The following is a 20,635-nucleotide window of genomic DNA, read 5'->3' as shown; positions in this document are numbered from 1 at the left end:
CATACTTCACGTTACCTACGTGTTGGCTGCGTGAAGTATAGAGAGTATACGCCCCTTTTGTGCTCGTTGCGGGGATGATGATGGTGAGCTTTCTTCCACTCATTATGGCAGAACAATGACGATAACTACTCAGGTTGCAGAGCAGCGTAAAGCGCTGGAGCTCGCGGTTGCTCAGGCGCTGGAACTGGCGCGTGCCGGTTCTGATGCGGCAGAAGTCGCGGTGTCAAAAACGACGGGCATTAGCGTCAGTACCCGTTATGGTGATGTTGAAAATGTTGAATTCAACAGCGATGGCGCGTTGGGCATTACGGTTTATCACCAACAGCGTAAAGGTAGCGCATCGTCTACCGATCTCAGCCCAGATGCGATAGCCCGTACCGTACAGGCCGCGCTGGATATTGCTCGCTATACCTCAGTCGATCCGTTTGCTGGCCCGGCGGATCGGGATCTTCTGGCGTTCGACGCGCCGGATCTGGATCTGTTCCATCCAACCGAGCTGGATGCGGATCGCGGCATTGAATTAGCCGCTCGCGCAGAGCAGGCCGCATTACAGGCTGATAAGCGCATTACTAACACCGAAGGCGGCAGTTTTAACAGCCACTACGGCGTTAAGGTGTTCGGCAATAGCCACGGCCTGCTGAAAAGTTACTGCTCTAGCCGTCATTCTATGTCCAGCTGTGTGATTGCCGAAGTGAATGGCGATATGGAGCGCGATTATGCCTACACCGTCGGCCGTGCGCTGGATGACTTGCGCAGCCCGGAATGGGTAGGTGAAGAGTGCGCGCGCCGCACGTTATCCCGCCTGTCACCGCGTAAGCTGCCTACCATGCAGGCACCGGTGATGTTTTCTGCGGAAGTGGCGACGGGCCTGTTTGGCCATTTGGTTGGCGCTATCAGCGGCGGCAGCGTTTATCGTAAATCCACTTTCCTGCTGGATAAGCTGGGTCAGCAGATTCTGCCGGAGTGGCTGACGATTGAGGAACAACCGCATCTGCTGAGAGGGCTGGCCTCTACGCCGTTCGACAGCGAAGGCGTGCGGACACAGGCGCGTGACATTGTGAAGGCGGGCGTGTTGCAGACCTGGCTCATGACAAGCTACTCCGCGCGTAAGCTGGGAATGCAGAGCACCGGCCATGCGGGGGGCATTCATAACTGGCGGATTGCCGGACAGGGGCTGGATTTCAACGGTATGTTGAAACAGATGGGCAAAGGCCTGCTGGTGACCGAACTGATGGGGCAGGGTGTGAGCGGTGTGACGGGGGATTATTCCCGTGGAGCATCCGGCTTCTGGGTCGAAAACGGTGAAATTCAGTATCCGGTCAGTGAGATTACTATCGCGGGTAACCTGAAAGACATGCTGCGCAATATTGTGACGGTGGGGAATGATATCGAAACCCGAAGCAATATCCAGTGTGGTTCCGTGTTGCTGCCAGAGATGAAGATCGCAGGGGAATAAGCCTGCTCTTTGTGAATAACCGTCGCCGTCGGCAGTGTCCGACGGCTGTTACTCTATGCCTTATTAGCACGCATTTATAGCAGAGTCGCACCTTGCTGGTTTAGCGGTGGTACTCGCCTGCGGCTTCAGGCTGATAGAGTAGTTCTAGTACTTCAATTCGCGTTTCTTCACCGTTTGGCAACTGCCAGGTGATCGAGTTTCCCACATGCATTCCCAATAGTGCCGCGCCCAGCGGAGCCATCACCGACAGCGGTTCTTGACTGTCCTTCACCGCTGCCGGATAAACCAGCGTGCGGATGTGCTCTTCATTGGTATTCAGATCGCGGAAACGCACCCGACTATTCATGGTGACGACATGTGAGGGAATCGATGCCGAAGGCAGAATGTCCGCCCGATCCAGCTCCTCATTCAACGCCTGTGCGATATCGCTGTCCGCAAAGGCGGGCTGCTCCAATAACATATCCAGACGTTCTGCATCCAATTCACTGATTGTCAGGTTAGGTTTCGTCATACTCCTCTCCAGTTGGTATTTTCAGATGATATAAAAATAACCCCCCGCACCCAAAGGAGCAGGGGGTATAAGAAAATATTATGATTTATAGAGGTAGATAGTAGGAGGTTCGGAAGGGAAAGTGAAGCGCTCCTTGCTACAAAGGCTGGCAGATAGCCTGCTAAGGAAATGCTAGTCCTCGTCGAACCCGGCTTCGAACAGCCCGATGACGGCGGCAAGCGCCTGCTCTTCATCTGGGCCCGTCGCTTCTACCTCGATGAGTCGCCCTTTGGCCGAGTCCAGCATTAGCATGGCAATCACGCTGCTGGCTTCGGCTTCGGTGCCGCTGTCATTACGCAGTATCACTTCTGCATCAAAGCTCTGCACCAGCTCGAACAGCTTCATGGCTGGGCGAGCGTGCATGCCCAGCTTGTTTTTGATTTCAACCGTTTGCCGGACTGTCATAGGTTACCTGGTTGGTCTGGTTTGTCGACTCTTACGAGGGTTTACGTTTTTCCAGCGTACGGTGGCGAGACTGTACGTTCTTACCGCGTGAGCGGAAGTAGTCTGCCAGCTGTTCGGCGACGTAGACGGAACGGTGTTTACCGCCGGTACAGCCAATGGCGACAGTCAGGTAGCTACGGTTATTGGTTTCCAGCATCGGCAGCCACAGTTCCAGATAGCTGCGAGTCTGGTAGATGAAGTTGTGAACTTCGGTGTGCCTGTCGAGGAAGGACGCAACGGGCTTATCCAGACCGGTCATCGGGCGCAGTTTCGGATCCCAGTGCGGGTTCGGCAGGAAGCGCACGTCAAAGACGTAATCCGCATCGATAGGGATACCGTGCTTGAAACCGAACGATTCGAACACCATCGTGAGCTCGCGTTCTCGCTTGCCGAGTAGTCGGGTACGCAGCATCTCGGCCAGTTCATGTACCGACATCTCTGAGGTGTCGATAATCAGGTCGGCGCGTGAACGCAGCGGCTCCAGCAGGTCGCTTTCTTCATCAATCGCGCTTTCCAGTGACAGGTTCTTGCTGGAGAGCGGGTGAAGGCGACGAGTGTCGCTGTAGCGACGGATCAGCGTATTGCGATCGGCATCCAGAAACAGCAGTTGAGGCGAGAAGCTTGGCGGCAGTTGCTCCATGGCATGCTCGAAGATCTCGGGTGATTCCGGCATATTGCGCACGTCAATGCTGACTGCTGCGGAAATGTTACGTGCTGCAAGCGTATTAGCCAGTTCTGGCAGTAGAACCACTGGCAGGTTATCTACGCAGTAGAACCCCATATCTTCCAGTGCGCGCAGGGCGACAGATTTCCCTGAACCTGAGCGACCACTGACAATCATCAGCACCATCTGACGACTCCCCTCTGGCAATGTGATAGCGAATTTACATTGCCACTGTTTTTATAAAGTGATGTATAGCTAAAAAAATGACGGCTTAGCGCAGGGATTGCAAGCATTCTCTGAATCCACGGCGAATCGCCCGTCATCGTGAACATGACAACCATCCGGCTTAACCGGCTTCCGTCATAATCTGGTACAGCTCTTCATCGCTTTGCGCCGCACGCAGGCGTCGGCAAACCGTTTTATCCGCCAGCCGCTTGGCAACAAGCGACAGGGTATGCAAATGGGTTTTACATTGTTCCGCTGGAACCAGCAAGGCAAAAAGCAGATCAACGGCCTGATTATCAATGGCATCGAAAGCGATCGGTTGCTCTAATTGGATGAAAACACCGATGGCACCCAGCGCATTATCATCTTCCAGCTTACCGTGAGGAATGGCAATGCCGCCGCCGATTCCCGTGCTGCCCATCCGCTCCCGGGTCAGGATGGCATCAAAGATAATCTGCGAAGGAATGTTAAGCTGCCTGGCGGCCAGCTCACTGATAATTTCCAATGCCCGTTTCTTACTCTGGCAGTGGACGGTGCTTCGGGTGCACTCAGGACGTAGTACGGTGCTGAGCTGCAATACGGGATCGTGGTTCATTTTATTTTCACTTAACGACGCTTTCACTTCTGGTGATCCCGACCCACCCGATGGATGGGCCGAGTTTGTCCTTTGCCAAATGGCAAAGGAGAAAATTAGTGCTGCTTGAGTTTATCTTTATGCTTATTGAGCTGTCTCGCCAGCTTATCAATCAATAAATCTATTGCGGCGTACATATCTACCGCCTCTGAGGTTGCATGCAGCTCGCCGCCATTTACGTGGAGCGTGGCCTCGGCAATTTGCTGAACTTTTTCCACTCTCAATACCACATTGACCTGATTAATCCGGTCAAAATACTGCTCTAATTTGGCAAACTTGCCATTCACAAAATCACGTAGTGGTTCAGTGATATCGATGTGTTGTCCGGTAATGTTGAGCTGCATAGTGTCTTCCTTCTCTGTTGAGATCAAACCAGTTGTTTACGCTGATTCGATGGTGGGATAGATAAAGACTCTCGGTATTTTGCCACGGTTCGACGTGCCACGATGATGCCCTGATCGGAGAGCAGCGCCGTAAGCTTGCTATCGCTCAGTGGCTTCACGGGGTTTTCCGCTGCAATAAGCTTCTTCACCAACGCGCGGATTGCCGTTGACGAGGCTTCTCCGCCGCTATCGGTATTAACGTGGCTGGAGAAGAAATATTTTAGCTCAAAAATGCCGCGCGGGCTGTGCAGGAACTTCTGTGTCGTCACGCGTGAGATGGTGGATTCATGCATATCCACCGCTTGAGCGATGTCTGCCAGTACCATGGGCTTCATGAATTCTTCGCCCTGCTCGAAGAAATCCTGCTGCTGTTCGACGATGCAGCGGGTGACCTTCAGCAGCGTGTCATTACGGCTTTCCAGGCTTTTGATGAGCCAGCGGGCTTCTTGCAGATTGCTGCGGATAAACTGCCCGTCGCTGTCGTTGCGTGCGCTGTTACCCAGCGCGGCATACTGCTGGTTAATCTGCAACCGAGGTATGCTGTCGGTGTTCAGTTCGACGGTCCAGATCCCCTGAACTTTACGTACCAGCACGTCAGGAATCACGTATTCGGATTCACCGGTGTTGATCGATTGTCCCGGACGGGGATCGAGCGATTGGATCAGCGCCAGCGCTTCTTTCAGCACCTCTTCTTTCAGACGAGTAACGCGGATCAGGCTGCGGAAATCATGGTTGGCTAACAGATCGAGATGATCGCTGACGATCAGGCGCGCTTCGGTCAGGCGTGGCGTGTCGTCGGCGAATTGGGAAAGCTGCACCAGCAGACAATCACGCAGATCGCGAGCGGCGACGCCAACGGGATCGAAGCGCTGCACGCGTTTGAGTACGGCTTCAACCTCTTCCAGCGTCACGTCGTCGTCACCGATGCTGTCAAGAATGTCCTGCAACGGTACGGTCAGGTAACCGGTGTTGTCGACGGCATCGACGATAGAGGTCGCGATAGCCGCGTCGGTGTCGGAAAACGGCGTTAGCTCAACCTGCCACATCAGGTAATCCTGAAGCGTTTGCGTGGTTTCACCTTGATAAATCGGCAGTTCTTCATCGCGATAGTCGGTGCCAGTGCCCGACGGCGTGCCTGCGGAGTAGATTTCATCCCAGGTGGCATCGAGCGGTAATTCTTCCGGCATATCTCTTTGTTCAAGGGCTTCGCCGGTATCCAGCGAATCGCTGTCTGCCTTTTCAAATGACTCGATTTCGTCGTGCTGATCCGTTTGTTCGAGCAACGGATTACTTTCTAACGCCAGTTGAATCTCCTGTTGCAATTCAAGCGTGGACAGTTGCAACAGGCGGATCGCCTGTTGGAGCTGTGGAGTCATGGCCAGTTGCTGGCTAAGCCTGAGTTGCAAACCTTGCTTCATAAATCGCGCTAACGTCCCATAAGTACTGCAAAGAGAAGATATTACCCTATCAGAGTCGGAAGCCTTCGCCCAGATAGACGCGTTTCACCTGTTCATCGGCCAGAATATCAGTCGGTGAACCGTGGGCGATCAGGTTGCCCTGACTCACGATATAGGCTCGTTCACAGACATCAAGCGTTTCGCGGACGTTATGATCGGTAATCAACACGCCAAGCCCGCTGTCACGCAGATGCTCAATGATTTTTTTAATATCCAGTACGGAGATCGGGTCTACGCCCGCAAACGGTTCATCCAGCAGGATGAACTTCGGATTCGCTGCCAGCGCACGCGCAATCTCTACGCGGCGTCTTTCTCCACCGGACAGCGATTGTCCCAGACTATCGCGCAAATGAATAATATGGAATTCTTCCATTAGCTCATTGGCACGATCTTCCTGCTGTTCGGTCGTCAGATCTTTACGGATCTGTAACACCGCCATCAGATTGTCATAAACGCTTAAGCGACGGAAGATAGAGGCTTCCTGCGGCAGATAGCCGATGCCGCGCAGCGCGCGTTCGTGCAAAGGAAGCAGGCTGATGTCGTCATCGTCGATGACGATACGTCCTTCATCACGCGGAACAATGCCCACGACCATGTAGAACGTTGTCGTTTTGCCAGCACCGTTCGGCCCAAGCAGGCCGACGATTTCACCGGAATTCACCGTGAGACTGACGTTTTCCACGACCTTACGGCCTTTGTACGCCTTGGCGAGATTTTCTGCGGTTAATGTTGCCATAACTTATTCAGTGACCCGTGGTTGCTGAGAACGAGAAGGCTTGCTCTTGTTCTCTTTCTCCTGAAGCTGAGAAGGGACCAACACCGTCGTCACGCGTTTTCCTTTGTCGCTGGTCGCTTCCATTTGCTGCTGCTTCACCAGATAAGTGATGCGATCACCTTTGACATTGCTGTCCTGCTGTTCCAGATAAGCATTGCCCGTCAGCACCAGAAAGTCAGTGGCCAGCTCGTAGCGGATTTTCTGCGCGTGACCTTTTACCGGTTTGCCGTTGTCCTGCATCTGGTAGAACGTCACAGGGTTGCCGTAACCTTCCACCACTTCACTGCCTTGCGTGCCCTGTGGGCGCGTCACGACGACCTTGTCGGCTTTTACTTCAATCGTGCCTTGCTTCACGACAACATTACCGGTGAAGGTCACCGTGTTGCCCTGCATGTCCAGAGATTGCTGTGCTGAATCAATATGAATAGGTTGATTGCTATCGCCGGTCACGGCAAAGGCGGAAACGCTGACGGCGAACAGCGAGCTGGCGATCAGGGTGTTACGCATCAGATTATTGGTTTTGGATTTCATAAGAGGTTTTTACCTTTTCGATCAACTCGGCCGTTTTGTTACGCAGATTTCCGCGCATTTTCATTCCGCTTGACGTGAAGCTGGCGCCGTACAGGGTGACTTCATCATCGGAAGAGATGTCCTGCGTGACCAGATTCACCTGGGCATTATTCGTTGTGATGCGCTGAAGCTGTGCGTCTTTCGTCAGGCTATTCACCTCAACGTTGCCGTACAGATAGAGCATCTTGTCTTTGGTCAGCTTGGCGCGATCGGCACGTACTGACCAGGTTGCAGTGCCTTGTTCATTGAATAGCGTGGCAACAGGCTTGGTAAACCAACTCAACTGCTCGTCGTTAAAATACTCCGCTTTTTCCGAAATCAGTCTGTAGCTCAGCTTACCCGCGGGGCTGTATACCTGCGTACTCGTCTTTTCACTGGTATAAACTGGCACGGCGGGGTCGTTTTCATCCGGTACTGTTACCCTGTCGTTATCCGCAATATTCCAGCCGATGAGGATAAGCGCTAACAGGGCCAGAAAAGTGGTGAGCCAACGCTTGGTTGTACTCATATTGACAACCCTTTGGCATGCTCCAGCTTGTCCTGCGAGAACAGAATCAAATCACACAGCTCACGTACTGCGCCACGGCCTCCCGCAATGCGGGTGACATAATTTGCACGTGGTAACAGCAGTGGATGGGCGTCTGCCACGGCAACGCTTAGCCCGACCTGTGCCATCACTGGCCAGTCGATCATATCGTCGCCGATATACGCCACCTGATTTGCTGTTACTGACAGTTTATCCAACAGATCGTTGAAGGCCAAAACCTTATCCGATTGCCCCTGATAAAGATGGTTAATGCCCAGCGTTTTACACCGATCTTCCAGCAGTTTTGCTGAACGGCCGGTAATGATGGCAACCTCAATATCGGACGTCAGCAAGCAGCGAATGCCATAGCCGTCGCGGACGTTAAAGGCCTTCAACTCTTCGCCGTGATTACCCATGTAAATCAGACCATCTGACATCACGCCGTCAACGTCGCAAATTAACAGGCGAACCTCACGGGCTTTATCCAGTACCTGTTGATCGACAGGTCCATAGCAGGTATCGGTTTGCGCCCTGACTTCACTCATTCACTATTATCCTTTCTTTTTAAACCACGCCAGCCCGCAGCATATCGTGCATATGGACGATCCCGACCAGACGATCGTTTTCTGCCACCAGCACTGAGGTGATGTGGCGCGACTGCATCAGGTTAAGTGCATCCACCGCCAGCGTTTGCGGTGCGACCCGGATGCCGCCTGCGGTCATCACATCAGCAATGCGCGCGCTGTTCAAGTCAATATTCATGTCGAAGATGCGGCGCAGGTCACCATCGGTAAAGATGCCCTGAATTTTCATATCCGCCTCGCAGATTACCGTCATACCCAGATTTTTGCGCGTAATTTCCACCAGCGCATCACGCAGCGAGGCATCGTGTGGGACATGGGGAATCTCATCACCCGAATGCATGATATCGCTGACGCGCAATAAAAGTTTGCGGCCGAGTGCGCCACCAGGGTGAGAAAGGGCGAAATCTTCGGCAGTAAAGCCGCGCGCCTGTAACAACGCCACCGCCAGCGCGTCTCCCATGACCAGCGTTGCCGTGGTGCTGGTGGTGGGTGCCAGACCGAGCGGACAGGCTTCCTGCGGGACGTGAACGCACAGGTGAATATCCGCAGCCTTGCCCATCGAACTTTCTGGTGCGCTGGTCATGCAGATCAGGAACACTTTCTGGCGTTTCAGAACCGGAATCAGCGACAGAATTTCATGTGACTCGCCAGAGTTGGAAATGGCGATCACGATATCGTGCGGCGTCACCATACCGAGGTCACCGTGGCTGGCTTCGCCTGGATGAACAAAAAAAGCAGGCGTACCGGTGCTAGCGAAGGTTGCGGCAATCTTGCAGCCGATGTGACCGGATTTGCCCATTCCCATCACGACCACTTTGCCCTGGCAATCGAATATCTTTTTGCAGGCAAGTGTAAAGTTGTCATCAATGTACTGGTCTAATTGCGCAAGCCCATCGCGCTCAATACTCAGTACTTGCTTGCCCGCTTGTTGGAAGTCGAAATCGGCTGGTAGTTCATGAGCCTTTTGTAACCTATGGCCGGTTTGTGAGCCATGATCGACTCGTGGTGTATGATCGGATAGTGCACGGTCAGACTGCTGTTTTAGATGAGCATCTTGTTCAAACTGTGACATACCAATAGTCCTGATTATGATGAAAAACAGAGCATTTTATGAAAAACAGGCTCTTATGAAAAAAAGAACAGAGCCGTCAGATAGGCGATGAACGCGCAGCATAATAATGCGCCTGCGCCTTGTTCTATACGGCGTTTTTTGCTGAGGCACAGTGCGGTTAACAGCACGCTCGCCGCCAGCATGACCCAATAGTCGCGCTGAAAAGCCTGAGGGTTCAGTGCGCCCGGTGAGAGCAGAGCCGGTACACCCAGCACAATAGCAATATTAAAAATGTTCGAGCCAATCAGGTTGCCCAGCGCAATATCATCTTCTTTCTTCAGCGTCCCGACGATAGCGGTAGCAAGCTCAGGCAAGCTGGTACCAATCGCCAAGATGGTCAGCCCGATAGTCAACTCACTGATATCGAAGTAGCGTGCAATGACGGTAGCGTTATCCACCACCATACGAGCGGCCATGGGTAAAATAATCACGCCGAGAATCGACCACAGCACGGCGACCATCTGGCTGCTGTCATCCTGTGGGAGTTCCGCCAGTTGTTCGCGTGTCAGGCTATCGCCGCCTTCCCGCTGCGCCCGTTGTGCCATGCGAAGTATCAACACCAGGCACAGAATAGCGGCAAAGAGCAGCATGATGCCGTCGGTGCGGCTCAGGTAGCTATCATGCAGTAAAACGCCGCACAATACAGTGACGGATAACATGAGCGGCAATTCCCGGCGCAGGATGGCCGAATGTACCGTTAGCGGGCGAATGAGTGCCGCGCTGCCGAGAATGAGTAAAATATTGGTGATATTGGAACCCAGAACATTACCGACGGCCATATCGTTCTGATCGTTCAACGCAGCGGTAACCGAAACGATCAGCTCGGGTAGCGAGGTGCCGAAGCCGACAATGGTGATGCCGATAACGAAGGGCGGTAAGCCAAGAGAACGCGCAAGCACGGCGGCACCATAGACAAGACGATCGGCACCGTAAACCAGTAATAGCAAACCAACGAACAAGAGTAGTGTTGCAAAAAGCATGCAGCGTCCTTTAATAGGATATATACCGTCATACTTCAAGCTGCATGTGCGTTGGCTATACTCGCTCACCTCAGTCACTTACTGGTGTAAGCTCCTGAGGATTCACTGCGCCGCCGCCTTCCTGCAACTCGAATTATTTAGTGTATAATCACCGGCCTCTTGTCGAATAAGTCAGTATTTCTGGACGATTTTCGCACAAAAAGCATTTTCTGTGATGAGTGCTAATTCTGACGGTGCTTGGCGAAAAAGTAAAACCTGTCGCGATAAGTAAAACCCAGTAACGATTTGTGCCGCCATTTTGGACAAGAACTTACGGTAAGTTTTTGTAAAACTCGCACCTTGATGAAAGCCAGCCGTTAGGCTGGAGCGAAAGATCTCTTTATGAGCGTACTGATGGGTAAGGAATGGAAATAATGAACCATGAGGCAACTAATCTGGTCGAGATCCGTGGTCTTAGCTTTCGGCGCGGAGAGCGAGAGATTTTTACGGACATCACGTTGAATGTGCCTAAAGGCAAGGTCACCGCGATCATGGGGCCTTCCGGTATCGGTAAAACCACGTTGTTGCGCCTGATTGGCGGACAGCTACCGCCGGACAGCGGCGAAATCTGGTTTGATGGCGAGAATATCCCGACGTTGTCGCGCAGTGAGTTGTACCACGCGCGCAAGAAAATGAGCATGTTGTTTCAGTCCGGTGCGTTATTCACCGATTTGAACGTGTTTGATAATGTCGCCTGGCCGCTGCGTGAACATACCAAACTGCCGGAAGAACTGTTGCGTAGCATCGTCATGATGAAGCTGGAGGCGGTGGGACTACGCGGTGCGGCGACACTGATGCCAGCGGAGCTTTCCGGCGGCATGGCGCGGCGCGCGGCGTTGGCGAGAGCCATCGCGCTCGATCCGCAACTGATTATGTTTGATGAACCTTTTGTCGGGCAAGATCCGATTACGCTCGGGACACTGGTGAAGCTCATCGATGAGTTGAATCATGCATTGGGCGTGACCTGCATTGTGGTTTCTCACGATGTGCCGGAGGTGATGAGCATTGCCGATTACGCGTATATCGTGGCCGATAAGCGGGTGATCGGGGAAGGGACAGCGGACCAACTGAGGGCAAACAGTGACCCGCAGGTTCGTCAGTTCTTGGATGGTATCGCCGACGGGCCAGTACCTTTCCGTTTTCCAGCCGGCGACTATAAAACGTCGCTGCTCGGTTCAGGGGGTTAACGCAGTCATGTTATTACGGACGTTGGCGTCGTTGGGGCGTCAGGGAATCTCCACCAGTGCCTCGTTTGGGCGCGCTGGGCTGATGCTGTTTAATGCATTGGTGGGTAAACCCGAATTCAGAAAACAGTGGCCGCTGTTGGTGAAACAGCTTTACAGCGTGGGCGTGCAGTCGCTGCTTATCATCATGGTTTCCGGCCTCTTTATCGGCATGGTGCTGGGGTTACAGGGCTATCTTGTCCTAACGACTTACAGCGCTGAGGCCAGCTTGGGCATGATGGTGGCACTGTCGCTGCTGCGTGAACTTGGCCCGGTGGTGACGGCATTGCTGTTCGCAGGCCGTGCGGGCTCCGCGCTGACGGCAGAAATTGGCCTGATGAAGGCAACTGAGCAGCTCTCCAGCATGGAGATGATGGCGGTCGATCCGCTGCGCCGCGTTGTCGCACCGCGCTTCTGGGCAGGGTTAATCAGCATGCCGCTGCTGGCGGTTATTTTTGTCGCGGTGGGTATTTGGGGCGGCGCGCTGGTTGGTGTGGACTGGAAAGGCATCGACAGTGGGTTCTTTTGGTCTGCCATGCAGGGCGCGGTTGACTGGCGTCAGGATGTCTTGAACTGCGTGATTAAAAGTATCGTATTTGCGATTACCGTGACCTGGATTGCACTGTTTAACGGCTATGACGCGATCCCGACGTCTGAAGGGATCAGCCGTGCAACGACCCGAACCGTCGTGCACTCGTCGTTAGCAGTGCTGGGATTGGATTTTGTGCTGACAGCACTGATGTTTGGGAACTGAGTCGATGCAAACAAAGAAAACTGAAGTCTGGGTTGGTGTGTTTATGTTGATCGCGCTGGCTGCCATCCTCTTTTTATGCCTCAAAGTCGCCGATCTTAAATCGATTGGTAGCGAGCCGACGTATCGTCTGTATGCGACGTTTGACAACATTGGCGGGCTGAAAGCGCGTTCTCCGATCCGCATTGGCGGCGTCGTGGTTGGCCGCGTAGCGGATATTTCACTGGACGAGAAAACGTACCTGCCACGTGTGGCGATGGATATTCAGCAGCGCTACGATCATATTCCTGATACCAGCTCTCTGGCTATTCGTACCTCTGGCTTGCTGGGCGAGCAGTATCTGGCATTGAACATCGGGTTTGAAGATGAGGATATGGGCACGACGATTCTGAAAGACGGGGGTGTGATTCAGGACACCAAGTCAGCGATGGTGCTTGAAGACCTCATCGGTCAATTCCTATATAAGAGCGGTGGCAATAGCGAGGATAATGCGGATCAATCGGGTACGGAACCGGGTGCCGATTCTGCGGCCATGCCTGAGCACAACAACGAATCTGTTCCTTCACATCCATAAGAGGATATCTGCATGTTTAAACGTTTACTGATGGTGGCTTTACTGGTGGTCGCGCCATTAGCCAACGCGGCGGATCAAACGAATCCCTATCGTTTAATGAACGAAACGGCGGAAAAAACCTTTGATCGTTTAAAGAGTGAACAGCCAAATATCAAACAAAACCCCGATTATTTGCGTACCGTCGTGCGTGAAGAGCTGCTGCCGTATGTTCAGGTGAGATACGCCGGTGCGCTGGTTCTCGGTCGTTACTACAAAGATGCGACACCGGCACAGCGTGATGCCTATTTCAAAGCGTTTGAAGCCTATCTGGAGCAGGCTTACGGCCAGGCGCTAGCGATGTATAACGGGCAGACCTATGAGATTGCCCCTGAGAAACCGCTGGGCGATGCCGATATCGTTTCTATTCGCGTCACCATCATTGATAACGGCGGCCGTCCCCCGGTACGTCTGGATTTCCAATGGCGTAAGAACAGTAAAACCGGTAACTGGCAGGCGTACGACATGATTGCCGAAGGTGTCAGTATGATCACCACCAAGCAGAACGAGTGGGCGGCAATATTGCGTCAGAACGGCGTGGATGGCCTGACTAAACAGCTGGAATCCTCGGCGAAGCAGACCATCACGTTGGATCAGAAAAAGTAATTTGGGTACGAACATGGCGAACGCATTGAACTGGCAGGCACAGGAATCAACGCTGGCGTTAACGGGCGATCTGGATCGTGAAACGTTGTTACCGTTTTGGCAGCAGCGTGAATCGTTGCTGGCGGGTAAAACGACGCTGGATGTGTCTGGATTAAACCGTGTTGATTCTGCTGGGTTAGCATTGCTGATGCACGTTTATCAGCAACCGTCTTCAGGCGGAGAGATAACGATTGTCGGTGCCAGCGATCGGCTAAAAACGCTCATTGCGCTCTATAACCTGAATGAAATCATTCCTGTGTCTTAAACGGTAACGCGGGTTACCGGATTCCCCCCTTTAGGCATCGTCTGAAGGGGCGTAATCTTTGTTTAAGATAGCGTCATATTCATCTAAGATACCTCCCTGTAAATCATCTCCCCCTGACATAGAAATCGAGAGCGATGGAAAATAACGAAATTAAAGACGTGCTGATGAACGCATTAGCACTGGAAGAAGCCCATGTTTCTGGTGATGGCAGTCATTTTCAGGTCATCGTAGTGGGCGGACTTTTTGCTGGAATGAGCCGAGTCAAAAAACAGCAGGCCGTTTATGCGCCGCTGATGGAGTACATCGCGGATAACCGTATTCATGCGTTGTCGATCAAGGCTTATACGCCGGAAGAGTGGCAACGCGACCGTAAACTGAACGGCTTCTAAGTATTGTTCCCCGTGCAAGTGGGAATAAACTACCGGTATCAGTGTGACGACATATTGCATTAAGACATTGAGATACAAAGACTATGGATAAATTTCGTGTTCAGGGCCCAACCCGCTTAGCGGGGGAAGTGACCATTTCTGGCGCCAAGAATGCTGCGTTGCCCATCCTGTTCGCTGCGCTACTCGCAGAAGAGCCGGTAGAAATTCAGAACGTACCTAAACTGCGCGATATTGATACCACCATGAAGCTGCTTGGTCAGTTGGGTGCGCGCGTTGAGCGTAACGGTTCCGTCCATGTGGATGCCAGCGAGGTAAACGTGTTTTGTGCGCCGTACGATCTGGTGAAAACCATGCGCGCCTCTATTTGGGCTTTAGGGCCGCTGGTGGCGCGTTTTGGTCAAGGCCAGGTCTCGCTGCCCGGCGGCTGTGCGATTGGCGCGCGCCCAGTAGATTTGCACATTTATGGCCTTGAGCAGCTCGGTGCGCAGATCGTACTGGAAGAAGGCTATGTCAAAGCAACGGTTGATGGCCGCCTGAAAGGTGCGCACATCGTGATGGATAAAGTGAGCGTGGGTGCCACGGTCACCATCATGAGCGCGGCGACGCTGGCGGAAGGCACCACGATTATTGAGAACGCCGCGCGTGAACCAGAGATTGTCGATACGGCAAACTTCCTGAATACGCTGGGTGCGAAAATCAGCGGTGCAGGCACGGATAAAATCACCATTGAAGGCGTTGCGCGTCTGGGCGGCGGTGTCTACCGCGTGGTGCCTGACCGTATTGAGACTGGGACATTCCTAGTCGCGGCTGCGGTATCTCGTGGTCAAATTATGTGTCGCAATACTCGTCCTGATACGTTGGATGCGGTGTTGGCTAAGCTGCGCGAAGCGGGCGCGGAGATCGAAATTGGCGAAGACTGGATCAGCCTGAATATGCACGGTAAGCGTCCAAAAGCCGTTACCGTTCGCACGTCGCCGCATCCGGGGTTCCCGACCGATATGCAGGCGCAGTTCAGCCTGCTGAATCTTGTTGCGGAAGGGACGGGCGTGATTACCGAAACCATCTTCGAAAACCGCTTCATGCACGTGCCTGAGCTTATCCGTATGGGCGCACAGGCGGAAATTGAGAGCAACACGGTGATTTGCCACGGCGTTGATAAGCTGTCTGGGGCGCAGGTGATGGCGACCGACTTACGTGCGTCAGCCAGTCTGGTATTAGCCGGTTGTATCGCGGAAGGTGTGACGATAGTCGATCGTATTTATCACATCGATCGTGGCTATGACCGCATCGAAGATAAGCTGCGTGCGTTAGGTGCGAATATCGAGCGCGTTAAAGAGCACGAGTAAGCGTTTTAGCTGGTTTATCTTCACAATTAGGTTTGTCAGCCGGGTGGGTTCCCACCCGGTTTCTTGTTTACCTGCCGATGTGACTTTATCACCGACCTGACTGCCGCTATTGGGTAGGGAATTCCTGAATCGTCATTTGTAGTGTGATTTGATTTTTATCACGCACAATCGTGACCGGAATGACAGTGCCGGGACGTATTTCCGAAACCTGTTCCATCGTTTCAATAATCGAGCGCGCAGGCTTATTGTTCACGCTAACGATGACGTCTTCGACACGAATACCCGCTTTATCCGCCGGTCCACCGGGGTCGATAGTCTGAACGAGAATCCCGCTTAACCGATCCTGCGCATCACGATTGTTGGTCAGCGTGCTGTTCTCAATATTCTCGATCTGTACGCCGTTGACGCCAATATAGCCACGGACCACGCGGCCATCGCGGATGAGCTTGCCCATCACCTTGGTTGCCAGCGCCACGGGAATGGCGAAGCTAATGCCTTCCGGCGTTTCGCCGTTGCTACTTTTATCAAACGAGAGGGTGTTAATACCGACCAACTCACCGAGCGTATTGACGAGCGCACCACCGGAATTCCCGTGGTTAATTGACGCATCGGTTTGCAGTAAGTTTTGGCGTCCTACCTGGCTTCTTTGCTGACCATAAGTGCTAAGGCTGACGCGGCCAGTGGCGCTGATGACGCCCTGCGTGACGGTTTGCCCCAGATTATAAGGGTTGCCGATTGCCATCACGACATCGCCGACGTGCGGTATGCGGTCTGGATTTATCGGAATAACGGGCAGATTGATGCCGTCAATTTGCAACACGGCCAGATCAGTCAGGCTATCGGAACCGATCACGCGGGCTTCGTACAGCCTGCCGTCTGATAGCTCTATCTGGATTTGTTGCACGTTATTAATCACATGCTTGTTGGTTAAAATGTACCCTTTTTCATTCATGATGACGCCGGATCCGAGAGGATGAATGGCGACTTCATTGGGTTTCCCCTCTTTTGCAACGCGGTTATAAACGTTCACCACAGCAGGCGCTGCATGGCTGACTCCCTGATGGTAACTTATGGGCAAACCATCACTATTTTTGTCATTGCCTTTCAGAAACGACGTGCCAGACCCAACAAAGGGCAGTACGGCCAGAATAATACCGGCGACGAGGGCACCAAAGAGCGCTGAACGTAATAACTTAGCAAGCATAGCCGTGATTTACTGTGGAAAAAGGGAGATAAGAGGAGGATATCACGAGAAGTTCGGACACCGCATGGCTCGGTGTCCAATTTTTTATGGCGTGCCATCCTTGGCTGCCACCTTTACGGGCCGTTGCTAATGCAACGTTAAAAATTTCTCCCAGAAATTTTTTAACATTAGCGATGTTCTGGCCAGTTAAGCTGCCGAAAAAGACGGCAAGCGATTAACGTAGCAGAAGATAAATCGTTTCTTCGCCTCGGACGATATTCAAGGCCAGAACGGAAGGCTTCGCTTCCAGCAGTTTGCGCAGTTGCGTGATGTTTTCAATACGCTCGCGGTTCACGCCGATGATGACATCGCCTTTTTGCAGACCGACCTGTGCCGCAGGGGTGTCCTTAGCAACGTTATCGATCTGTACACCTTTGCTGCCGTCTTTCAATTGGCCATTAGTCAGAGAAGCTCCCTGCAATGACGGTGAAAGCGTTTCAGCGCTGGTTGATGCCGATGAGCTGTTATCCAACACGACGGAAACTTCCTGCGGTTTACCATCACGCAGCAGGCCGATTTTCACGGTCTTGCCCGGCGCGGTGGTGCCGACTTTGGCCCGCAGTTCGGCAAAGCTGCTGATGGATTTACCATCCAGCGTTGTTAACACATCGCCCGCCTTGATACCGGCTTTGGCTGCGGCAGATTTCGGTAAGACCTCACTGACGAAGGCACCGCGCTGCGCGTCGACGTTGAAGGCTTTCGCCATTTCTGACGTCATCTCGCTGCCTTTAATGCCCAGCAGCCCGCGTTTCACTTCGCCAAATTCAACCAACTGCTGCGCCAGATTCTGGGCCATGTTGCTAGGGATCGCGAAACCGATACCGATGTTTCCGCCGCCCGGCGCTAGGATCGCGGTGTTGATACCGATCAGCTCACCGTTGAGGTTAACCAGCGCACCACCGGAGTTACCGCGGTTGATGGACGCATCGGTCTGGATGAAGTTTTCTAACCCTTCAAGATTCAGGCCGCTACGTCCCAGTGCGGAGATAATACCAGACGTCGCAGTCTGACCAAGGCCGAACGGGTTGCCCACAGCAACGGCAAAATCACCGACGCGCAGTTGATCGGAATCGGCCATTTTTACAGAGACCAGATTCTTGGCGTCATTCAGCTGTAGCAGGGCGATATCGGTCTGCTCATCACGCCCAATCAATTTCGCCTCATACTCACGTCCGTCATTAAGCTGGACGCGGATCTTGTCGGCGTTATTGATCACGTGATTGTTGGTGAGCACGTAACCTTTTGCGGCATCAATAATGACGCCAGAGCCCAGTCCTTCAAACGGGCGAGAATTTTGTTTGTCCGTCGGGAAGTTAGGGCCAAAGAAGAACTTGAATTCTTCCGGTACGCGCTGACGCTGTACCTGTGTACCTTCAACATGCACGCTGACGACGGCTGGCAAGACTTTCTCCAGCATCGGGGCCAGACTTGGCATCTGTTGACCTTGAACCACGGCAGGCAGCGCAGCATTTGCAGCGGGAAGCGTGGACAGGGTCAAACCTATACTCATTGCCAGTGCACTAAATAGTAATGATGTTTTTTTCATTGTTATTAACTCTCTCACGGCCTGCGGATGAATAAAACGATGATATATAAACTTAAAGACACGGTGAAGAGTCAGACTGGCGATCAATGTGTAAAGTTCACTGCTGTTTCGTCAGCATATTGTAACTATCGCGTTTTTAATGCGTGATCGGACGATGGCAGCCTGCGGTACGCATCTTAAACGTACAAGCGTTTTAAGCGTAGAACAAGAGAGGGGAAAGCGTGAGACAGAAAGCCCCACGCTTAAGGTAATTGAATGAATTACTTGCGAATCGTGCGTTCGCCCCGCAGCAGGCCTGATGCACCGTCGGAATAATCGCGCGGCGGCATGTTCACCGGCGCCTGATCGTTATCCGCTTCTGATTCGGTCAGACGATATTTAAACGGATTATCCTGACCGGGAACATGAGGTAACAGGTTATTGGAGCTTTTCGCCATGTGTTGATAAAGCTGACGATAATCATCCGCCATGTTATCCAACAGCTCCGCACTGCGGGCGAAGTGACCCACCAATTCCTGACGATAATCTTCCAGTTCGGTTTTGCTTTTCTCCAGCTCATTCTGCAATACCTGCTGTTGCCGCAGCTTACGGTTACCAAAGCGCATGGCTACAGCACCAATAATAATACCTACAACTAAACCTATCAGCGCATACTCCCAAGTCATAATAGCTCCTATTTTGACGTCGTTGTCCCGTAGGGTTTTTCACTTAATAATAGTCACTATAACCGTTAACCTTGCCTGAGTGGAATCCTGATACTCGATGACAGAAAGGAATGTTGACCTACCGCAGACATCAAGGTTGTTAACTGCGACGATTACGGCTTAAATCGACGACAACACACAGCAAAACACGACTAACTTTTTTCTCAGGGATTGCGATGGCTATGGTTATTCCACAGACAACACAACAGCAAACAACACCCTTGGCGCTTTATCAGCAGGCGCTTTCCGCTGGTGAATATCAGCCGGACGAGGTGCAGCGGCAAACCGTTGTGCGACTGGAGGCGATACATCAGGCGTTATGTGAACGCGCTGCTGATGGCGATGCGGGCGCATCCGAGCGCGTGGGGAAATGGCGTAGCTGGCTGGGGCGGCGTAATAAACGGGAATCCGCGCCGGTTCAAGGGCTGTACATGTGGGGCGGCGTCGGGCGCGGTAAAACCTGGCTGATGGATATGTTTTTCCACAGCTTGCCTGCCGAACGCAAGATGCGCCTGCATTTTCATCGTTTTATGCTGCGTGTGCATGAAGAACTGAACCAGTTTCAGGGACAGGAAAATCCGCTGGAGAAAGTGGCCGACGGTTTTAAAGCCGAAACGGATGTGCTGTGTTTCGATGAATTTTTCGTCTCTGACATTACCGATGCGATGCTGCTGGCTGAGCTGTTGCGAGCGCTGTTTGCTCGTGGTATTGCGCTGGTGGCGACGTCGAATATTCCGCCAGACGACCTCTACCGTAATGGACTGCAACGCGCGCGTTTTCTGCCTGCGATTGAGCTGATTAAGCAGTATTGCGAAGTGCGTAATGTTGATGCGGGTATCGATTATCGTCTGCGTACGCTGACGCAGGCACACCTTTATCTCTCGCCGCTGAATGAAGAGACGGATGCTGTGATGCAGCAGATGTTTACCCGTCTGACCGGGAAACCGTGGCAGACGCCGGGGCCAGTGCTGGAGATCAATCATCGTCCGTTATCGACACTTGGCGCGAGTGACGGCGTGCTGGCGGTTGATTTCCACACGCTGTGCACCGAAGCGCGTAGCCAGAATGATTACATCGCACTGTCGCGCCTCTATCACACGATGCTGTTGCACAATGTGACGGTGATGGAAACGAAGGAAGAGAACACCGCTCGCCGTTTTCTGGCACTGGTGGACGAGTGCTACGATCGCCGTATCAAATTGATTATTTCTGCGCAGGCGTCGATGTTTGAGATCTATCAGGGAGATCACCTGAAATTTGAATACCAGCGCTGTTTATCCCGTTTGCAGGAAATGCAAAGCGAAGAGTACTTACGGCAGCCGCATTTGGCGTAACGCAGGCTGCGGTTTTTTAGTCATTTGCGTGTGAAAAAAGGTCGATCTTTGAGAATGACTTCTCTATAATCTTGCGACCCCACGTTACAACAAAGTTTTTTTCCCAAAAACTTTATAGTGCCGGCAATGGCTATTCGAAGGGGTAGGTTTGCTGGACTTGATGGTCGTGTGAGCCTCAACT

At 52.7% G+C, this 20,635-nt stretch carries 24 protein-coding genes; 9 read left to right on the top strand and 15 right to left on the bottom strand.

Annotated features, from left to right (window positions below; translation table 11 throughout):
* The first annotated feature begins 115 nt into the window (after positions 1-115).
* Positions 116-1,456 carry a metalloprotease PmbA gene (gene pmbA, locus H0248_RS14410; RefSeq protein WP_010681570.1) on the top strand — a complete coding sequence of 447 codons (1,341 nt, stop codon included), beginning with the start codon at positions 116-118 and terminating at the stop codon, positions 1,454-1,456.
* Positions 1,457-1,556: 100 nt separating this feature from the next.
* Here the strand turns inward: pmbA and rnk are convergent, their stop codons facing one another.
* From rnk to H0248_RS14350, 12 genes are all read right to left on the bottom strand, one after another.
* Positions 1,557-1,967 (bottom strand): nucleoside diphosphate kinase regulator, encoded by a 411-nt coding sequence (gene rnk, locus H0248_RS14405; protein ID WP_014913850.1) that lies wholly within the window; start codon positions 1,965-1,967, stop codon positions 1,557-1,559.
* Between the two features lie 171 nt (positions 1,968-2,138).
* Positions 2,139-2,411 carry a PTS phosphocarrier protein NPr gene (npr, locus tag H0248_RS14400; RefSeq protein WP_010296626.1) on the bottom strand — a complete coding sequence of 91 codons (273 nt, stop codon included), beginning with the start codon at positions 2,409-2,411 and terminating at the stop codon, positions 2,139-2,141.
* A 31-nt stretch (positions 2,412-2,442) separates the two neighbouring features.
* Complete coding sequence (gene rapZ, locus H0248_RS14395; protein ID WP_010296630.1) at positions 2,443-3,300, bottom strand: RNase adapter RapZ; 858 nt, start codon at positions 3,298-3,300, stop codon at positions 2,443-2,445.
* Between the two features lie 160 nt (positions 3,301-3,460).
* Positions 3,461-3,934 carry a PTS IIA-like nitrogen regulatory protein PtsN gene (gene ptsN / locus H0248_RS14390; RefSeq protein WP_039279069.1) on the bottom strand — a complete coding sequence of 158 codons (474 nt, stop codon included), beginning with the start codon at positions 3,932-3,934 and terminating at the stop codon, positions 3,461-3,463.
* Between the two features lie 95 nt (positions 3,935-4,029).
* Entirely contained in the window at positions 4,030-4,317 is a 288-nt protein-coding gene (hpf, locus tag H0248_RS14385; RefSeq protein ID WP_180786436.1) for a ribosome hibernation promoting factor, read from the bottom strand.
* Positions 4,318-4,340: 23 nt separating this feature from the next.
* Positions 4,341-5,774: an RNA polymerase factor sigma-54 gene (rpoN, locus tag H0248_RS14380; protein WP_180786435.1), complete on the bottom strand. Its 1,434-nt coding sequence runs from the start codon at positions 5,772-5,774 to the stop codon at positions 4,341-4,343.
* A gap of 49 nt (positions 5,775-5,823) precedes the next feature.
* Entirely contained in the window at positions 5,824-6,549 is a 726-nt protein-coding gene (lptB, locus tag H0248_RS14375; RefSeq protein ID WP_010296638.1) for an LPS export ABC transporter ATP-binding protein, read from the bottom strand.
* A gap of 3 nt (positions 6,550-6,552) precedes the next feature.
* The gene (gene lptA, locus H0248_RS14370) at positions 6,553-7,119 is read right to left on the bottom strand and encodes a lipopolysaccharide ABC transporter substrate-binding protein LptA (protein WP_180786434.1); all 567 of its coding nucleotides are present in this window, start codon (positions 7,117-7,119) and stop codon (positions 6,553-6,555) included.
* Entirely contained in the window at positions 7,100-7,666 is a 567-nt protein-coding gene (lptC, locus tag H0248_RS14365; RefSeq protein ID WP_180786433.1) for an LPS export ABC transporter periplasmic protein LptC, read from the bottom strand. The genes lptA and lptC overlap by 20 nt, the downstream gene beginning before the upstream one ends.
* On the bottom strand, positions 7,663-8,229 hold the full coding sequence (gene kdsC, locus H0248_RS14360) for a 3-deoxy-manno-octulosonate-8-phosphatase KdsC (protein WP_180786432.1): 567 nt from the start codon (positions 8,227-8,229) through the stop codon (positions 7,663-7,665). The genes lptC and kdsC overlap by 4 nt, the downstream gene beginning before the upstream one ends.
* Positions 8,230-8,248: 19 nt before the next feature.
* Positions 8,249-9,340 (bottom strand): arabinose-5-phosphate isomerase KdsD, encoded by a 1,092-nt coding sequence (gene kdsD / locus H0248_RS14355; protein WP_180786431.1) that lies wholly within the window; start codon positions 9,338-9,340, stop codon positions 8,249-8,251.
* A 53-nt stretch (positions 9,341-9,393) separates the two neighbouring features.
* Positions 9,394-10,359, bottom strand: coding sequence for a calcium/sodium antiporter (locus H0248_RS14350; RefSeq protein ID WP_180786430.1), 966 nt, complete (start codon positions 10,357-10,359; stop codon positions 9,394-9,396).
* A 413-nt stretch (positions 10,360-10,772) separates the two neighbouring features.
* Between H0248_RS14350 and mlaF the strand changes: the two genes are divergently transcribed.
* The 7 genes from mlaF to murA all read left to right on the top strand — a co-directional run bounded on the left by mlaF (position 10,773) and on the right by murA (position 15,627).
* Entirely contained in the window at positions 10,773-11,585 is an 813-nt protein-coding gene (gene mlaF / locus H0248_RS14345; RefSeq protein WP_180786429.1) for a phospholipid ABC transporter ATP-binding protein MlaF, read from the top strand.
* Positions 11,586-11,592: 7 nt separating this feature from the next.
* Positions 11,593-12,375, top strand: coding sequence for a lipid asymmetry maintenance ABC transporter permease subunit MlaE (mlaE, locus tag H0248_RS14340; protein ID WP_180786428.1), 783 nt, complete (start codon positions 11,593-11,595; stop codon positions 12,373-12,375).
* A gap of 4 nt (positions 12,376-12,379) precedes the next feature.
* On the top strand, positions 12,380-12,946 hold the full coding sequence (gene mlaD, locus H0248_RS14335) for an outer membrane lipid asymmetry maintenance protein MlaD (protein ID WP_180786427.1): 567 nt from the start codon (positions 12,380-12,382) through the stop codon (positions 12,944-12,946).
* 12 nt (positions 12,947-12,958) lie between these two features.
* Positions 12,959-13,588: a phospholipid-binding protein MlaC gene (gene mlaC, locus H0248_RS14330; RefSeq protein WP_180786426.1), complete on the top strand. Its 630-nt coding sequence runs from the start codon at positions 12,959-12,961 to the stop codon at positions 13,586-13,588.
* A 13-nt stretch (positions 13,589-13,601) separates the two neighbouring features.
* Positions 13,602-13,892, top strand: a complete 291-nt coding sequence (gene mlaB / locus H0248_RS14325; protein ID WP_010280168.1) for a lipid asymmetry maintenance protein MlaB — start codon at positions 13,602-13,604, stop codon at positions 13,890-13,892.
* Between the two features lie 134 nt (positions 13,893-14,026).
* Complete coding sequence (gene ibaG, locus H0248_RS14320; protein WP_010280170.1) at positions 14,027-14,281, top strand: BolA family iron metabolism protein IbaG; 255 nt, start codon at positions 14,027-14,029, stop codon at positions 14,279-14,281.
* Between the two features lie 83 nt (positions 14,282-14,364).
* The gene (gene murA, locus H0248_RS14315) at positions 14,365-15,627 is read left to right on the top strand and encodes a UDP-N-acetylglucosamine 1-carboxyvinyltransferase (protein ID WP_180786425.1); all 1,263 of its coding nucleotides are present in this window, start codon (positions 14,365-14,367) and stop codon (positions 15,625-15,627) included.
* Positions 15,628-15,733: 106 nt separating this feature from the next.
* Here the strand turns inward: murA and degS are convergent, their stop codons facing one another.
* The 3 genes from degS to zapG form a co-directional block, all read right to left on the bottom strand.
* Positions 15,734-16,831: an outer membrane-stress sensor serine endopeptidase DegS gene (gene degS, locus H0248_RS14310; RefSeq protein ID WP_180786424.1), complete on the bottom strand. Its 1,098-nt coding sequence runs from the start codon at positions 16,829-16,831 to the stop codon at positions 15,734-15,736.
* A gap of 214 nt (positions 16,832-17,045) precedes the next feature.
* The gene (degQ, locus tag H0248_RS14305; protein ID WP_180786423.1) at positions 17,046-18,416 is read right to left on the bottom strand and encodes a serine endoprotease DegQ; all 1,371 of its coding nucleotides are present in this window, start codon (positions 18,414-18,416) and stop codon (positions 17,046-17,048) included.
* 260 nt (positions 18,417-18,676) lie between these two features.
* A complete protein-coding gene (gene zapG / locus H0248_RS14300) occupies positions 18,677-19,081 on the bottom strand; it encodes a Z-ring associated protein ZapG (protein WP_180786422.1) in 405 nt (134 codons plus the stop codon).
* Positions 19,082-19,302: 221 nt separating this feature from the next.
* Here zapG and zapE point away from each other — a divergent pair, with 221 nt between their 5' ends.
* Positions 19,303-20,454, top strand: a complete 1,152-nt coding sequence (gene zapE / locus H0248_RS14295; protein ID WP_180786453.1) for a cell division protein ZapE — start codon at positions 19,303-19,305, stop codon at positions 20,452-20,454.
* Positions 20,455-20,635: the final 181 nt, after the last annotated feature.

The sequence above is a fragment of the Pectobacterium brasiliense genome, assembly GCF_013449685.1.
Taxonomy (GTDB): domain Bacteria; phylum Pseudomonadota; class Gammaproteobacteria; order Enterobacterales; family Enterobacteriaceae; genus Pectobacterium; species Pectobacterium brasiliense_A.
Note: the sequence above shows the minus strand (reverse complement) of the source record. Positions and strands in the feature narration are given on the sequence as shown.